Raw genomic sequence first — 15,468 nt, forward strand, 5'->3', positions numbered from 1 at the left:
GAACCTCATCCCTTATTTTACTTTCAAAGTGTACTTTTGCAATTCAAAAATACAGCTGTTGAATATTTCAATTTACACAAAGGAATTCTCCAAAAACTTTAGTCTAGCCTTACCAATAATGCTTGGTCAGCTGGGGCATGTCTTAGTTGGATTCGTCGATAATTTGATGATAGGGAAGCTTGGAGCCGCCCCTTTAGCTGCTGTGTCCTTAGGTAATACGCTTATCTTTTTTGCTTTATTTCTAGGCATTGGATTTAGTTTTGCTATTACTCCTCTCATCGCTGAAGCCGATGGAGAACATGATGTCAAAAAAGGAAGAATCTATTTTCAGCATGGTTTGGTGATGTGCGCTGTAAATGGTGTAGTATTATTCCTGCTCCTGCTTCTCGCTAAGCCTATATTGTATTATCTGGATCAGCCCAAAGATGTCGTGGATTTAGCTCTGCCTTATCTGGATATCGTTGCGTTTTCATTGATTCCACTTATGATTTTTCAGGGTTTTAAACAATTTGCAGATGGACTCTCTTTAACTAAGTATGCGATGTACGCCACGTTAGCGGCTAATGTGGTAAACGTTATTTTCAATTACTTTTTGATCTACGGTATTTGGTTTTTTCCTCGGCTAGAGCTGGAGGGTGCGGCTATAGGAACGTTAATTTCCAGAATATTTATGCTGGTTCTACTGTATATCATTTTGAAACAGAGGCCAAAATTAAAGTCTTACTTTATTTTGATGAAGCGATCACTGGATAAAGCCATTTTTAAGCGTTTGATCAATCTTGGGTTTCCTACTGCTTTACAGATGCTATTTGAGGGTGGGATCTTCACAGCAACGGTGCTTCTGGCAGGTACCCTAGGAACACAAGCTCAGGCCGCCAATCAAATCGCTCTCAATTTGGCATCCATGACGTTTATGATTGCCGTTGGACTGGGTGTTACCGCCACAATTCGTGTCGCTAACCAAAAAGGAAAGCGTCAGTTTAGAACACTTAGAGATGTAGCCTATTCTATATTTCTACAGGTTTTTTTGATTGAAGGTGTATTTGCTATAGGGTTTATTCTTCTTAAAAGCTTTTTGCCAACCCTGTATATCGATGATGGCGAAGTGATTATGATTGCCTCCCAGCTATTAATTATTGCGGCTTTATTTCAGCTGAGCGATGGCCTACAAGTCACTATCCTTGGGGCTTTAAGAGGGTTGCAGGATGTCAAAATCCCCACTCTATTATGCTTTATAGCCTATTGGCTTATCGGCTTACCTATTTCATACTTTACTGGAAAAGCAAATGTCTTAGGTAGTATGGGCATCTGGTTAGGACTCTTGTCAGGGCTTACAGCCTCGGCAATTATGCTCTATATCAGGTTCAATATCCTTTCCAAAAAACAAATTCTTACTTTTGAAGAATCAAAATTTGCATCTACATGAAATTACCACGATTTATACTAGGAGACAATACAGATTATCCAGAATCAATTTTCATAATCCATACTGAATTTCCTCGATTTATTATCGATTTAAAAACAGATGATATAGAATGGTTTGAAGATTTTGATGTTGAAAATGAAGATGATTTAGTAGAAGAAACCAATAATTTGATCAAAGAAGCTTCAGAGTTCTACGACAGAGAAGTGGACCGTTATCAATAATCTATGATTGAGAAACTGAAACATATCGATACTGAGTTATTTCTATTTCTAAATAATTTAGGAATAGAAGAGTGGGATTGGTTTTGGGTTTTCCTCACCGAAAAGGAGACTTCTATTCCACTTTACGCTGTTCTCTTATTTTTGATTTATAAAAAAACCAGCCTGAAGGTCCTAGGAGTTACTGTTGTTGTAGTTGCTTTGATGGTTGCATTTACAGATCAATTTGCCAATTTCACCAAAGACACCTTTCAACGCCTTAGACCCTGTAATGAAGGGTTTATAGAATACGGTAGGTTTTTAGCTAAGCGTTGCGGTAAGTTTGGATATTTCTCTGGACATGCGATTAGTTCCTTTGCCGTAGCTACTTTGGTTTCCCATATTTTAAAACCTTATTATAAATATGTATTTTACTGGATGTTTTTCTGGGCGTTTATGATTACTTATAGCCGAATTTATGTTGGGGTTCATTATCCAGGTGATATCCTTACAGGCTCGTCATTAGGCTTAGTTACGGGTTATCTTTTCTTCAGGCTGCATTCCTATTTGACTTCGAAATTCAATTTGAAGCCTAAAGTAAATACTTCCTATTAAGACTTAGCCTTTTTTAATAAATAGTGGGCTGCTTCAAATGGACTGAGTGTCTGATTTTGAATTTGCTTTAAAACCTTTGGGAATTCAGCTTTAATGTTAGGATTCTGATAAAATTCTCGCTTAAGTGTAGCTTCTATAGTTTGAGTGAGCCAGAATTTATTTTGGCTAGCTCTTTTCTCTTCAAAGAAACCGTTGCTTTTAGCAATTGAGAAATACTTTGAAAGCATGTTCCAGACTTTATCAATACCTTCGTTCTTGAGTGCGCTTGCCAACTTAACTTTTGGAGTCCAGCCGTTTGCTTTAGAGGGATACATATGCAATGCGCGATTAAATTCTACCTTTGCCTTTTTCGCAGCTTCGATATTGTCTCCATCAGCTTTATTGATCACAATAGCATCGGCCATTTCAATGATTCCGCGTTTGATCCCCTGTAATTCATCTCCTGCTCCTGCCAACTTCAGTAATAAAAAGAAATCGGTCATACTATGCACTGCAGTTTCACTCTGTCCCACTCCAACTGTTTCAATCAAAAGAATATCATATCCGGCAGCTTCACATAATAAGATGCTTTCTCTTGTTTTACGAGCGACGCCACCAAGGGATTCACCAGATGCTGTAGGTCTTATAAACGCATTGGGGTGCTGCACCAATTTTTCCATCCTGGTTTTGTCTCCGAGTATACTCCCTTTTGTTACTGAACTAGAGGGGTCCACTGCCAGAACCGCTACTTTATGTCCCTGATCTGCCAGGTAGAGGCCCAACTGCTCTATAAAAGTACTTTTTCCAACCCCGGGAACACCTGTTATTCCAATCCTTAGCGATTTATTGGAATAAGGCAAACAATTAGATATAATCGTTTTAATAGCCTCTGTATGCCTCTTACTATCGCTTTCGATGAGCGTTATAGCTTGGCTTAAACTTGTTATGTTTCCCTTCAAAATACCCTCAGAAAGTTGAGTGATATCTTTTGAGCGTCTTCTCAGGTTTTTAATCTTTTCAGCCGAGGACGAACTCAAGTTGATACCAGGTTCGCTCTGTGTTTCCTGAAGTGCGGATTTTTTAGATTTAGACGTCGGCATGAAATTAGATTTAGTACAAATTTATGAATTCATTTTTTTACTGAGCTAGTGTAGTTAGTATATTCGAGAAAACAAAATTACAACTCATGAAAACACTCTATACAGCAAAGGCAACAGCAAAAGGAGGCCGTAAAGGTCACGTCAAAACTGAAGATGGCCCTATCGACATGCCATTGAGTATGCCAAAAGAATTAGGAGGCGATGGTGGTGATGGTGTCAACCCAGAGCAACTCTTTGGTTCTGCCTATTCTGCTTGCTTTGGTAGCGCCTTAAGTCTTGTGGCAGAAAAACATAATGTTGATTTGGGAGACTTTAGCGTCTCTGCACATATTAGTATCAATAAAGAAGACGAGGGCGGTCTTTTACTTTCTGCAGTTTTAGATTCTTATCTTCCTGGAGTAAAAGATATTGAAACAGGAGAAAAGCTTGTGAATGAGGCCCATGAAGTATGTCCATTTTCGAGAGCGACACGAGATAATATGGATGTAACCCTTAACCTTCTTCAGGATTAATTCATTATAACTATAAATCAATTCAAAACCCCAATTAATATTGGGGTTTTGTTAGTTAATACACGAGCACCTCGCTATGCTGGATTTGATAAACACACGCTTCGGATCTTCTTTTTTTTCAATTTTAGGCCCTTCCTATTCAGAAAAAGATTATGTTCCAATAGATCTTTCTCATCAAAACACTTCTCAGCTGGCAATAGATTTAAGCACTGAGTTTGCATTACAAGAGTATTTAGAACACTATTTGAAGCATCATAAAGCTAAGGCGGCATTTGGAGGGTATTTAGAAAAACGAAGTCTCTACGACAGAAGTTCTTATTTTGGAGATAGTTCACATTCTCATAAACGAAACATTCATCTAGGTCTCGATGTTTGGGCTCCTGCCGGTACGGAAGTTTACTCTCCTTTTCCAGGTAAAGTTCATAGTCAGCAAGACAATTTAAATTATGGAGACTATGGTCCAACCCTAATTTTATCTCATGAACTAGATAATCTTAAATTTTATTCACTTTATGGTCATCTTTCCAGAGAGTCTCTTCACAGCTATAAAGTTGGAGAAGAAATTTTATTAAATCGCCCTTTAGCTTTGTTAGGAACTAATGAGGTCAATGGAAATTATGCTCCTCATCTTCACTTTCAGCTCATTTTAGATATTGAAGATTATTATGGAGATTACCCTGGGGTATGTGCACAGAAAGATCTAAAGTTTTATATGATGAATTGCCCAGATCCTAATTTGATCCTTAATTTCAGTTCATAATTATTTAATACATCCACCTTTTACTTTTGAGTATATTTGCAAAAAATTTAAATCAAGTCTTTTGAAACTAAATATAAAGAATGAAACCTCTCCACTGAAGTCCGTAATCTTAGGAGTAGCTGAGTCTAACGGATCTCAGCCAAGTTTGGATGAGGCTTATGATCCAAAGTCTATAAAACACATCAAAGCCGGCACTTATCCTCAGGAAGAGGATATGGTTGAAGAGATAGAATCTGTAGCCAGAATTTTACAAAGACATAAGGTTGATGTTTTAAGACCTCAAATTATAGCAGATTACAATCAAATCTTTGCAAGAGATATTGGTTTTGTGATCGAGGATAAATTTATTTACGCCAATATTTTACCAGATCGAGAAAAGGAGATTAAAGCGATTGAATTTATTTTAGATAAAATTGATGCCGACTGTAAGATTAAGCTTCCAGAGCATTGCCATATTGAAGGAGGAGATGTTATGCCGCATGGTGATTATATTTTTATTGGCACTTACAGAGGAGAAGATTATCCAGATTTCATAACCGCTAGGACCAATGTTGAAGCGGTGGAAGAACTTCAGAAATTATTTCCAAATAAAAAAGTGAAATCCTTTAATTTAAGAAAGTCAAATATTGATCCTAAAGCCAATGCTCTTCACTTGGACTGTTGTTTTCAGCCTGTAGGTGACAAATACGCCATTATTCATAAAAACGGATTTTTGGAAGAAGAGGAGTATAACTGGCTTGTTAATCTATATGGTGCCGAAAATGTTTTCGATATTGATGCTCAGGAGATGTATGATATGAATAGCAATATATTTTCAATATCAGAACAGATAGTGATTTCAGATCAACATTTTAAACGCCTTAACGAATGGTTGAGTTCCAAAGGAATTCAAGTGGAAACTGTGAATTACAGAGAAATTGCAAAGCAAGAGGGACTATTAAGATGCTCAACTTTACCCTTAGTTAGAGCTTAATTAGAGTCTTCAAAATTATTGATTGACTATAAACTATTAGAATTAAACTGATGAAACAAATTACAGATACCTTAGTAATGATCCGTCCGGTAAACTTCAGGATGAACGAAGAAACTGCTGTCAATAATTACTTTCAACACTCCACAGAAGAATTACAAGCTACAGTTAATAAGAAAGCTCAGGACGAATTTGATGCCTTTGCAGAAAAACTTAAAGCCGCTGGCGTCCATATAATTGTTATCGATGATATAGCCAGCCAGGACACGCCAGATTCAATTTTCCCTAATAACTGGGTGTCGTTTCATGAAAATGGAGACGTAGCACTGTACCCAATGTTTGCTAAGAACAGGCGTAAAGAGCGACGTGAAGATATTTTTGATAAGATAGAAGCCGAGGGAAGAGTCATCAGAAACTTTGTGGATTACACCTCTGCAGAATTAGAGAATGTATTTTTAGAAGGGACGGGCAGCTTAATACTAGATCGTCAACATCAAAAAGCCTATTGTGCTTTATCTCCCAGAGCAGATGAAGATTTAGTCATTGAGTTTTGTGAAGATTTTGAATATACTCCTATTATATTCAATGCGTATCAAAGTCATGATGGTAAAAGGCTGCCCATTTATCATACTAATGTGATGATGTGTGTGGCAGAAGAGTTTGCTGTGATATGTCTAGATACTATCGACGATAAAAAAGAAAGGAAACTCGTAACAGAAAGTCTTTCTCAGGATGGAAAAGAAATCATAACGATATCTGAAGAGCAAATGAATAATTTTGCCGGAAATATGTTACAGGTTCAGGGAGCAAAAGATAAGTTTTTAGTGATGAGTAAAACGGCTCATGATGCTTTAAAACCTCATCAAATCGAAGCGATTGAAAAGCATTGTAAAATACTAAGCAGTGATCTCAGCACCATAGAAACTCACGGCGGAGGCAGCGCCAGATGTATGTTGGCTGAAGTATTTATACCAAAAGCGAAGTAGTCGTAAAAAGAAATTGTCTCAATACCTCAACTATTTTCATTTCGAGCGGATTCTAGTAATTCCAGTGATTAAATTCAACTCACTATGACTACCCTATCTTTGCCGTCAGGCTCCATATGACATTCATCGTTATAAAATGTTTTGAGGCAAATCTTTATTTAGTTGGCCTCCTGACTGATAAATTTTATTCGGTAAAGCCTTAGTTCTTCCTCATCATAATCTCCATCAAATTCCTCTATAGCTTCATTGATGCTATCTGATTCTGCATCCAGAAAATAATCATGTATTTCTTCTTGCTGATCTTCATCTAAGATATCATCTAGCCAATAATCAATATTGAGCTTAGTTCCGCTAAAAACAATGGCTTCCATTTCTTTAATGAAATCCTTCATTTCAAAACCTTTGCCCTGTGCTATGTCAGTAAGTGGTAATTTCCTATCAACATTTTGAATGATGTAAAGCTTATTTGCACTATTGGCTCCGGTACTTTTCACTACGAGATCATCTGGTCTTAAGATGTCGTTTTCTTCTACATAATCTTTAATGAGAGATATAAACTCTTTACCAAACTTCTTTGCCTTTCCTTCGCCCACCCCATGAATATTGATCAATTCATCCTGGTCTATTGGGTATTTAAGAGCCATATCCTCTAAGGAAGGATCTTGAAACACGACAAATGGAGGAACTTCTTTTCGCTTTGCGATTTTCTTCCTCAAGTCCTTCAGCATCTTTAAAAGCTTTTGGTCTGTTCCGCCCGAGGCTTGAGAAGCAGTAGAGCTTTTCATCGGCTTACTAAAGTCATTATCCTCTGTCATCATGAACGAGCTGGGTTCCTCTAAGAAAGCTTTGCCACTAGGTTGTAGCTTTACCACTCCGTAAGACTCCAGTTCCTTTTTAAGCATTCCAGAAATGATAACCTGTCTAAGCAGAGCTGTCCAATAACTGGAAGGTTTATCTTTACCTGCTCCAAACACCTCTAGTTTTTCTACTTTATTCGATTTGATGAGGACATTTGTTTTTCCAGATAAGGTGTGAACAATTTCCTTGGACTTAAAGAGCTGCCCCGTATCTCTTACAGTCTTTAGTAATAAGACAACATCCTCTTTTGCTTCTTTTTTCTTCTTAGGATACCGCACGTTATCATCCATATCTCCACCCTCTCCTGTTTCATTATCAAACTCTTCCCCAAAATAGTGAAGAATATATTTTCGTCTAGAAATGGAACTCTCTGCGAAGGCTACTACGTCTTGTAAAAGCGCATGTCCAATCTCTTGTTCGGCAATGGGTTTGCCACTCATGAATTTTTCAAGCTTTTCTATGTCCTTATGATTATAGTAAGCTATACAATGGCCCTCACCGCCATCCCGACCAGCTCTACCAGTTTCCTGATAGTAACTTTCAATGCTTTTAGGAACATCATTATGGATCACAAAGCGAACATCTGGCTTATCTATTCCCATACCAAAAGCAATGGTTGCCACCACCACATCAATATCTTCCATAAGAAACATATCTTGATGTTTGCTTCTGGTTTTAGCATCTAAACCTGCATGGTAGGGTACGGCTTTTATGCCGTTTACTTGAAGGGTTTGCGCAAGCTGCTCTACCCGTTTTCTGCTCAGGCAGTAAATGATACCACTTTTACCGGAATTTTTCTTAATAAATTTAATGATGTCAGAATCGATGTCGTCGGTCTTTGGCCTGATTTCATAATACAGGTTTGGCCTGTTAAACGAGGCTTTAAAGGTTTTGGCGTTTGGAATTCTAAGGTTCTTTAAAATATCTTCCTGTACTTTGGGAGTAGCTGTGGCTGTTAATCCAATAATGGGGATGTCATTTCCAATGCGCTCTATGATATTCTTAAGGTTGCGGTATTCGGGTCTGAAATCGTGTCCCCATTCAGAAATACAATGTGCTTCATCTATCGCTAAAAAAGAAATGTTTTCTTCTTTCAGAAAATCAATGTATTCTGTTTTAGTGAGTGACTCTGGAGCAACATAAAGCAGTTTTGTTACGCCGTTGGAAATGTCTTCTTTGACCTGCTTAACCTGAGTCTTATTTAACGAAGAATTTAACACATGGGCAACCCCGTGATGCTCTGATATGTTTCTGATGGCATCCACTTGATTTTTCATCAAAGCGATGAGCGGTGATACAACTATTGCAGTACCGTCTTTAATTAATGCAGGAAGTTGATAACACAACGATTTCCCGCCTCCTGTAGGCATTATAACGAATGTATCCTCACTAGCGATGATGCTTTTTATAACCTCTTCCTGGAGTCCTTTGAACTCACTAAAACCAAAGTATTTCTTTAATTCTTGATGTAAATTGATTTGTTCCAATTGAATTATTACTATTTAGTTTTATTTACCTTTGCAAAATTAAATATACGCATTCTTTAAAGGCGCGCAATTATTAAATATAGTAATTTATGGAAGATGTAGCAATACAATCTTACGCAAAAGAAATCATCGAAATGGAGTACAAGGCCATCAAGAACCTTGGGAGTCTTATCGATAATTCATTTTCTGATGCTGTAAATGCCATTTATAAATCCAAAGGCAGGGTTATTATTACTGGAATTGGTAAAAGTGCGGTAATTGCAACTAAAATTGTGGCTACCCTCAATTCCACTGGAACTCCTGCAGTCTTTATGCATGCAGCAGATGCGATTCATGGCGACCTGGGAACCATCCTGGAAGATGACATCGTTATTTGCATTTCAAAAAGTGGTAATACGCCAGAAATAAAGGTTTTAGCTCCACTGATCAAAAATTTTAAAAACACATTAATAGCCATAACTGGTAATAAAGAGTCATTCTTAGGTCAACAAGCCGATTTTATTTTGAATGCTTTTGTGGAAAAAGAAGCCTGTCCTAACAATCTGGCCCCAACAACCAGTACGACCGCACAACTTGTTATGGGTGATGCTTTGGCTGTCTGTTTATTGAAATTGAGAGGGTTTTCCAGTGATGATTTTGCAAGATTTCATCCAGGCGGAGCTTTGGGTAAAACACTGTACCTTAGAGTGCAGGATATCACTTCTCAAAATATGAAACCTCAGGTGACTAAAGAAACACCTTTAAAGGATGTAATTGTCGAAATTTCAAGAAACATGTTAGGCGTGACAGCTGTTTTGGATCAAGAAGAGGTTGTAGGTATCATTACTGATGGAGATTTAAGGAGGATGTTGAGTTCTGCAGAGGACTTTACACAACTCAAAGCCAAAGACATTATGTCCGACCATCCCAAAACCATTAAAAATTCTGCAATGGCTATTGAAGCCCTAGAGCTTTTAGAAAATAATGATATAACTCAACTTATCGCTCTGGAATCTGGAAAATATGCTGGTATTGTTCACCTTCATAACTTGGTAAAAGAAGGCATTATATAGTATGGCAAAATCAAAATCCAAGAAGGATCCCAATAATATGTCTTTTCTAGATCATCTCGAAGATTTGAGATGGCATTTATTACGGGCCACGCTAGCGATATTAATAGGAGGAGCCGTTGCTTTTGGTTTGAAATCTTTCATCTTTGATGTGATTATCTTTGGACCAAAGCGTGCAGACTTTCTGACCTATAGTATTCTCTGTAATATTTCTGAATATTTTGGACTTCAGGAAAGCTTTTGCTTTGATGAGCTTCCTTTCAGAATTCAAAGTAGGACCATGGCAGGGCAGTTTAGCGCCCATATCTGGACTTCGATTACAGCTGGATTTATAATTTCTTTTCCCTATGTGATTTATCAATTTTGGGCTTTTATTGCGCCAGGCTTACAATCTACAGAACGAAAAACAGCCAGAGGATTTATCTTCGTGACTTCGTTTCTATTCTTCCTCGGGGTATTATTCGGTTATTACGTAATTACTCCTTTATCCGTCAATTTTTTAGGGAGTTATACAGTAAGCTCAGAAGTATTTAATGATTTTGATCTTAGTAGTTATATCGGTTTGGTTAGGGCTTCAGTCCTTGCCAGCGGTCTTATATTTGAGTTGCCAGTCATCATTTATTTCTTGACCAAAGTAGGGGTAGTAACGCCAGAATTCCTAAAGAAAAATAGAAAATACGCGCTGGTGTTCATATTGATCATTTCAGCCTTGATTACTCCTCCAGACATTGCCAGCCAGGTGATTGTAGCAATTCCGGTGTTGGTTTTATATGAAGTGAGCATTTTTATATCAAAATTAGTATTGAGAAAACAACGAAAAGCAGAAAAAAAAAGAAAAACAAATAATTAATTATGATCGATTTAGTAGATGAATTTGAGGCTTACAGAGCCAGGATGAACGGTAAAATTTTAGAAGAGAATAATAAGGTATTAAAGCGTATTTTTAACCTGGATACCAACTCCTTTACAGAAGGTGCTTTAGACGTTAAAACCAAAGAGCTGTTAGGTTTAGTTTCTTCCTTAGTGTTGAGATGCGATGACTGTGTGAAATACCATTTAGAATCTTCTTATAAGGAAGGCTTAGAGCGTGCTCAAGTGGTTGAAGCCTTAAGTATCGGAACACTTGTTGGAGGCACTATTGTTATTCCACATTTAAGACGAGCTTTTGAATATTGGGAAGCTTTAGAACAAAAATTTGGTAAAACCAGTTAATTCAACTCAAATTTCTATGAAACCATTAATTCCACTTTTTACTCGATTGGTAAGTTATTCAGCCGTGATGTTTCTCATGGCTTTAGTAATTCAGTTTGATTTTGCTGAAGGTGAAGTCAAAGAGGATTCATTAATCGAGATCACACAGGAAATTGTATTATTGATAAGTACAGTGCTATTGGTAAGTTTTGCCTCGAAAGCAAAAGACTTTAGGTTGTTCTTTCTTGTTTTAGCGGGATTCTTAGGTGTTCATTTTGTGAGAGAATTTGATTTTTGGTTGAATACTCAGCTATTTGACAAAGCTTGGCAGGTTTTTTCCCTGGTCATTATTATTTTGGTCATGGTACTAGTTGTGAAAAATTGGAAAAGACTAATTCTTGAGATCACTTCAGTATCTAAGACTTATGGTTTTGCTTTTTTCTTCTCTGGACTGGTTATATTACATGTGTTTTCGAGGCTTTATGGTAGAAAACTGATGTGGATTGACTTATTAAGAGATACTCACGATAAGTATGTGATTTCTGAGAACGGTGAAAAAGTGGTCGCCCTAAGAGACTTCATGAGGCCTGTGAAAGATGCTTCGGAGGAGAGCTTAGAGTTATTAGCCTATTCAATTATACTCATAGGTGTAGTAGAGATGATTATCTTTGGAATTAAATCGACAAGAAAAGTGTAATTATGAGCCTCAATCAAGCGACACTTCGTGCAGAAAACCTAATTAAATCTTACAAGGGAAAAAAAGTTGTAAAAGGCATTAGTGTTGAGGTTACTCAAGGGGAAATTGTTGGTCTTTTAGGCCCTAATGGTGCCGGAAAAACAACTTCATTTTATATGATTGTTGGGCTTATTAAACCCAATGGTGGGCGTATTTTTTTGGATAAAGTGGATATTACCAAATTTCCGATGTATAAAAGGGCTCAAAATGGAATAGGTTATCTCGCTCAGGAAGCTTCTATATTTAGAAAATTAAGCATAGAAGACAACATCATGAGTGTGCTTCAGCTTACTGATTTAAATAAAAAGGAGCGCGAAGAAAAAATGGAAGCACTCATCAGTGAATTTGGTCTTAACCATATCAGAACCAACCGCGGAGATTTGTTGTCTGGAGGGGAACGAAGACGAACTGAAATCGCACGAGCCTTAGCTACAGATCCAAAATTTATTTTGCTGGATGAACCTTTTGCCGGTGTAGATCCAGTAGCGGTGGAAGATATTCAAAAGATTGTAGCTCAGCTGAAAAATAAAAACATAGGCATTCTCATTACAGATCATAATGTCCAGGAAACCTTGGCTATCACAGATCGAACTTACCTGATGTTTGAAGGAGGGATTTTAAAACATGGGCAGCCTGAAGAATTGGCAAACGATGAGATGGTGAGAAAAGTTTATCTGGGCCAAAACTTCGAACTTCGTAAGAAGAAGATATTTAAATAATTAAGTTTTTTGTTTCTTTTTCTCTGCTGCAGGAAATAAGATATTATTCAAAATTAGGCGATAGCCGGGTGACTTTGGGTGTAATTCTAGTTCAGTTTTAGGATCTCCTACACGGTGTTGGTAATCTTCAGGATCATGGCCTCCATAAAATGTAAAAAAGCCTTTTCCTTTTATGCCATGAATGTACCTGGCTTCCTCATTTAATTTGTTTTTACCCATCACAAGTACATTAGACTTGATTTGGTTGGGATTGAATGCAGTCGTCTGTCCCATAAATCCTTTAACAACAGCTGTATGATTCTGGCAAAGCATGGTAGGAATTGGATCCCATTTGGCAGAATAATCCATAAGTGTAAAATAATCTTTAGACTTAGGGACCGCTCTTCGCTCAGTCATATCTATAGAGGAATATTCGTAGACCATGGGATCCTTCTCCAGAATAAAATCTGTAAAAGCAAAGGTCTTGGAATAATCGATTTTATTTTGATATCCAGCCTCAGAAGGATCGCCATCAAACATAGGTTCACAAATATCAACACCATCTGCAGACAAAGCGATATCAAATGAGTCAGTAGCGCTGCACATGGCAAACATAAAGCCGCCACCGATAACATAAGCATTTATTTTTTTAGAGACTGCAAGCTTTGCCTCAGAAACTTTATCGTAGCCAAGTGAACTGGCGTAGGCTTCGGCTTCTTTTTTTTCTTTGATGTACCAGGGGGCTGAGCGGTAAGCCCTGTAGAACTTGCCATACTGACCCGTAAAATCTTCATGATGAAGGTGAAGCCAATCATATAGCAAAAGTTCATCCGCCAGCACCTCTTTATCATAAATAGTCTCGTATGGAATTTCTGCAAATTCAAGCACCATGGTAACGGCGTCATCCCATGGCGCGTTGCCTTGAGGAGAATAGACTGCAATTTTAGGTGCCTTTTCCAGTAAAACTGCTTCCATGTTTTGAGAAGGGCTGCTTATAGTTCTTAAAATCTCTTCTGATTTTGAGTTGGAGATGACTTCAAAAGATACTCCTCTTATCGTGCATTCTCTCTTAAGATCATCAGAATACGGCGAAAGAAAAGAGCCGCCTCTGTAATTAAGTAACCATTGGACTTTTTGATCTCGTTCTAATAACCAATATGATATTCCATAGGCTTTGAGATGATTGTCCTGAGATTCAAAATCCATTGGAATGAGTATGAAGTTGGAAAACCCGCTCCAGCTCATTAACAAGGTTATAATGATAATTATTTTTTTCATGGATTAGATTAAAACGGTACCTCATCATCATCTATGCCGGGAGGTGGTGGAGGAGCAGAGCCAAACACATCTTCAGCATTAGGAAAGGATGGTCCTTCAGCGTCTTTTCCAGAATTCATACTTGAATTGATTTCAAAGGGAGAGTCAAAATTATCAAGGTTCTCAAATTTACCGAGTTGACCGATGAATTTCAATCGAATATTATCCAATCCACCATTTCTGTGTTTGGCGATGATAAACTCTGCCTGACCCTGGGTAGGCGTTTGTGCATCATCATCCCATTCTTCGATATCGTAATATTCTGGTCGGTAAATAAAGGATACAATATCGGCATCCTGTTCTATAGCTCCAGATTCTCTCAAGTCACTTAGCAAAGGTCTTTTACTGCCACCCCGGGTTTCTACGGCTCTGGATAGCTGAGATAAAGCCAATACTGGGATATTTAATTCTTTTGCTAATGCTTTTAGGTTTCTGGAAATTGTAGAAATTTCTTGCTCTCTGTTTCCTCCTTTTTGAGACCCACCGCCTGTCATCAGTTGAAGGTAATCTACTACGATAAGCTTAATCCCATGTTGAGAAGAAAGCCTTCTGGCTTTTGCTCTCAAGTCAAAAATAGAAAGTGATGGGGTATCATCAATAAATAAGGGTGCCTGTTCTAAAGACTTTACCTTGACGTTGAGCTGTTCCCACTCGTGAGGCTCCAGATTACCCGTTCTGAGCTTTTCTGAACTCAGACCTGTTTCTGAAGAAATAAGTCGTGTAATCAACTGTACTGAAGACATTTCCAGTGAGAAGAAAGCAACTGGAATATTTTGTCCAACAGCAATATTTCTGGCCATGGTCAAGGTAAGTGCCGTTTTACCCATACCTGGACGAGCTGCAATAATGACAAGGTCACTGGGTTGCCAACCAGAGGTGAGTTTATCTAAGTCTGTAAATCCAGACGGCACACCGCTTAATCCCTCTTTGTTCGAAATTTCTTCAATTCGTTTTTTGGCCTGCATCACCAGGTTTTGAGCTGTTTCTGAAGACCGTTTGATATTGCCCTGGGTGACTTCGTAAAGTTTGGATTCTGCATGATCGAGAAGATCAAAAACATCGGTGCCTTCATCGTAGGATTCTTCAATAATTTCATTTGAAATTTTGATTAAGCACCTCTGAATGTATTTTTGAAGAACAATTCGTGAATGGTATTCTATGTGAGCAGAAGAAGAGACCTTCTGGGTCAATTGAATCAAGTAATATTCCCCTCCTGAAGCCTGTAATTTTTTTGATTTCTTTAATTCTGTGGAAACCGTTAATAAGTCTATTGGGTCTCCTTTTTCAAAAAGCATGATGATAGCTTCATAGATATTTTTATGAGCTTCTTTGTAAAAGACATCGGGGTGTAAGATATCAATGACTTCGTCTACCCCTTTTTTGTCTATCATCATCGCTCCAAGTATAACTTCTTCAAGATCAATTGCTTGAGGCGGTATTTTGCCCTTTTGGAGGCTAATGACATCGCCTTTTGGCGAATTTTTATAAGATGATTGAGTCGCGTTTTCCATATTGCGAATGTAAATAAAAGCTCATGAAGTTCGTAGAAAATAAAGGTTGTTAACAGTACTTCGTTTTCCACAACAC

The 15,468-nt window shown here is 37.8% G+C and carries 16 protein-coding genes; 12 read left to right on the forward strand and 4 right to left on the reverse strand.

What is annotated here, in order from left to right; genetic code table 11:
* Positions 1 to 58 precede the first annotated feature (58 nt).
* Genes F598_RS0110010 through F598_RS0110020 form a run of 3 tightly spaced genes read left to right on the forward strand, consistent with a single transcriptional unit; the run spans position 59 to position 2,238 of the window.
* On the forward strand, positions 59 to 1,426 hold the full coding sequence (locus F598_RS0110010) for an MATE family efflux transporter (protein ID WP_019038911.1): 1,368 nt from the start codon (positions 59 to 61) through the stop codon (positions 1,424 to 1,426).
* Entirely contained in the window at positions 1,423 to 1,647 is a 225-nt protein-coding gene (locus F598_RS0110015; RefSeq protein WP_019038912.1) for a hypothetical protein, read from the forward strand. Before F598_RS0110010 ends, F598_RS0110015 begins: the two co-directional genes overlap by 4 nt.
* Before the next feature lie 3 nt (positions 1,648 to 1,650).
* Positions 1,651 to 2,238, forward strand: a complete 588-nt coding sequence (locus F598_RS0110020) for a phosphatase PAP2 family protein (protein WP_019038913.1) — start codon at positions 1,651 to 1,653, stop codon at positions 2,236 to 2,238.
* On the opposite strand, the gene meaB is transcribed toward F598_RS0110020, so the two are convergent.
* Entirely contained in the window at positions 2,235 to 3,317 is a 1,083-nt protein-coding gene (gene meaB, locus F598_RS0110025) for a methylmalonyl Co-A mutase-associated GTPase MeaB (RefSeq protein WP_019038914.1), read from the reverse strand. The genes F598_RS0110020 and meaB overlap by 4 nt on opposite strands.
* Before the next feature lie 86 nt (positions 3,318 to 3,403).
* Here meaB and F598_RS0110030 point away from each other — a divergent pair, with 86 nt between their 5' ends.
* From F598_RS0110030 to ctlX, 4 genes are all read left to right on the forward strand, one after another.
* On the forward strand, positions 3,404 to 3,829 hold the full coding sequence (locus F598_RS0110030) for an organic hydroperoxide resistance protein (RefSeq protein WP_019038915.1): 426 nt from the start codon (positions 3,404 to 3,406) through the stop codon (positions 3,827 to 3,829).
* A gap of 76 nt (positions 3,830 to 3,905) precedes the next feature.
* Entirely contained in the window at positions 3,906 to 4,589 is a 684-nt protein-coding gene (locus tag F598_RS0110035) for a peptidoglycan DD-metalloendopeptidase family protein (protein ID WP_019038916.1), read from the forward strand.
* Between the two features lie 61 nt (positions 4,590 to 4,650).
* Positions 4,651 to 5,562, forward strand: a complete 912-nt coding sequence (locus F598_RS0110040) for a dimethylarginine dimethylaminohydrolase family protein (protein ID WP_019038917.1) — start codon at positions 4,651 to 4,653, stop codon at positions 5,560 to 5,562.
* Between the two features lie 50 nt (positions 5,563 to 5,612).
* Complete coding sequence (gene ctlX, locus F598_RS0110045) at positions 5,613 to 6,545, forward strand: citrulline utilization hydrolase CtlX (RefSeq protein WP_019038918.1); 933 nt, start codon at positions 5,613 to 5,615, stop codon at positions 6,543 to 6,545.
* Positions 6,546 to 6,703: 158 nt separating this feature from the next.
* Here the strand turns inward: ctlX and recQ are convergent, their stop codons facing one another.
* Entirely contained in the window at positions 6,704 to 8,890 is a 2,187-nt protein-coding gene (gene recQ, locus F598_RS0110050) for a DNA helicase RecQ (protein WP_019038919.1), read from the reverse strand.
* A gap of 89 nt (positions 8,891 to 8,979) precedes the next feature.
* On the opposite strand from recQ, the gene F598_RS0110055 reads away from it, so the two are divergent.
* Genes F598_RS0110055 through lptB form a run of 5 tightly spaced genes read left to right on the forward strand, consistent with a single transcriptional unit; the run spans position 8,980 to position 12,585 of the window.
* A complete protein-coding gene (locus F598_RS0110055) occupies positions 8,980 to 9,942 on the forward strand; it encodes a KpsF/GutQ family sugar-phosphate isomerase (RefSeq protein ID WP_019038920.1) in 963 nt (320 codons plus the stop codon).
* Position 9,943: 1 nt separating this feature from the next.
* Positions 9,944 to 10,789, forward strand: a complete 846-nt coding sequence (gene tatC / locus F598_RS0110060) for a twin-arginine translocase subunit TatC (RefSeq protein WP_019038921.1) — start codon at positions 9,944 to 9,946, stop codon at positions 10,787 to 10,789.
* 2 nt (positions 10,790 to 10,791) lie between these two features.
* On the forward strand, positions 10,792 to 11,151 hold the full coding sequence (locus F598_RS0110065) for a carboxymuconolactone decarboxylase family protein (protein ID WP_026302641.1): 360 nt from the start codon (positions 10,792 to 10,794) through the stop codon (positions 11,149 to 11,151).
* A 16-nt stretch (positions 11,152 to 11,167) separates the two neighbouring features.
* Entirely contained in the window at positions 11,168 to 11,827 is a 660-nt protein-coding gene (locus tag F598_RS0110070; protein WP_026302642.1) for a hypothetical protein, read from the forward strand.
* Positions 11,828 to 11,829: 2 nt separating this feature from the next.
* On the forward strand, positions 11,830 to 12,585 hold the full coding sequence (lptB, locus tag F598_RS0110075; protein WP_019038924.1) for an LPS export ABC transporter ATP-binding protein: 756 nt from the start codon (positions 11,830 to 11,832) through the stop codon (positions 12,583 to 12,585).
* Here the strand turns inward: lptB and F598_RS0110080 are convergent, their stop codons facing one another.
* Positions 12,586 to 13,842, reverse strand: a complete 1,257-nt coding sequence (locus F598_RS0110080) for a hypothetical protein (RefSeq protein ID WP_019038925.1) — start codon at positions 13,840 to 13,842, stop codon at positions 12,586 to 12,588.
* Positions 13,843 to 13,850: 8 nt separating this feature from the next.
* Positions 13,851 to 15,392, reverse strand: a complete 1,542-nt coding sequence (dnaB, locus tag F598_RS0110085; RefSeq protein ID WP_019038926.1) for a replicative DNA helicase — start codon at positions 15,390 to 15,392, stop codon at positions 13,851 to 13,853.
* Positions 15,393 to 15,468: the final 76 nt, after the last annotated feature.

The sequence above is a fragment of the Psychroflexus tropicus DSM 15496 genome (assembly GCF_000378765.1).
Classification (GTDB): domain Bacteria; phylum Bacteroidota; class Bacteroidia; order Flavobacteriales; family Flavobacteriaceae; genus Psychroflexus; species Psychroflexus tropicus.

Coding starts and splice junctions, on each gene's coding strand:
- F598_RS0110015 (WP_019038912.1), top strand. CDS start 1,423: ATGAAATTACCACGATTTATACTAGGAGACAATACAGATTATCCAGAA.
- F598_RS0110020 (WP_019038913.1), top strand. CDS start 1,651: ATGATTGAGAAACTGAAACATATCGATACTGAGTTATTTCTATTTCTA.
- meaB (WP_019038914.1), bottom strand. CDS start 3,317: ATGCCGACGTCTAAATCTAAAAAATCCGCACTTCAGGAAACACAGAGC.
- F598_RS0110030 (WP_019038915.1), top strand. CDS start 3,404: ATGAAAACACTCTATACAGCAAAGGCAACAGCAAAAGGAGGCCGTAAA.
- F598_RS0110035 (WP_019038916.1), top strand. CDS start 3,906: ATGCTGGATTTGATAAACACACGCTTCGGATCTTCTTTTTTTTCAATT.
- ctlX (WP_019038918.1), top strand. CDS start 5,613: ATGAAACAAATTACAGATACCTTAGTAATGATCCGTCCGGTAAACTTC.
- F598_RS0110055 (WP_019038920.1), top strand. CDS start 8,980: ATGGAAGATGTAGCAATACAATCTTACGCAAAAGAAATCATCGAAATG.
- tatC (WP_019038921.1), top strand. CDS start 9,944: ATGGCAAAATCAAAATCCAAGAAGGATCCCAATAATATGTCTTTTCTA.
- F598_RS0110065 (WP_026302641.1), top strand. CDS start 10,792: ATGATCGATTTAGTAGATGAATTTGAGGCTTACAGAGCCAGGATGAAC.
- F598_RS0110070 (WP_026302642.1), top strand. CDS start 11,168: ATGAAACCATTAATTCCACTTTTTACTCGATTGGTAAGTTATTCAGCC.
- lptB (WP_019038924.1), top strand. CDS start 11,830: ATGAGCCTCAATCAAGCGACACTTCGTGCAGAAAACCTAATTAAATCT.
- F598_RS0110080 (WP_019038925.1), bottom strand. CDS start 13,842: ATGAAAAAAATAATTATCATTATAACCTTGTTAATGAGCTGGAGCGGG.
- dnaB (WP_019038926.1), bottom strand. CDS start 15,392: ATGGAAAACGCGACTCAATCATCTTATAAAAATTCGCCAAAAGGCGAT.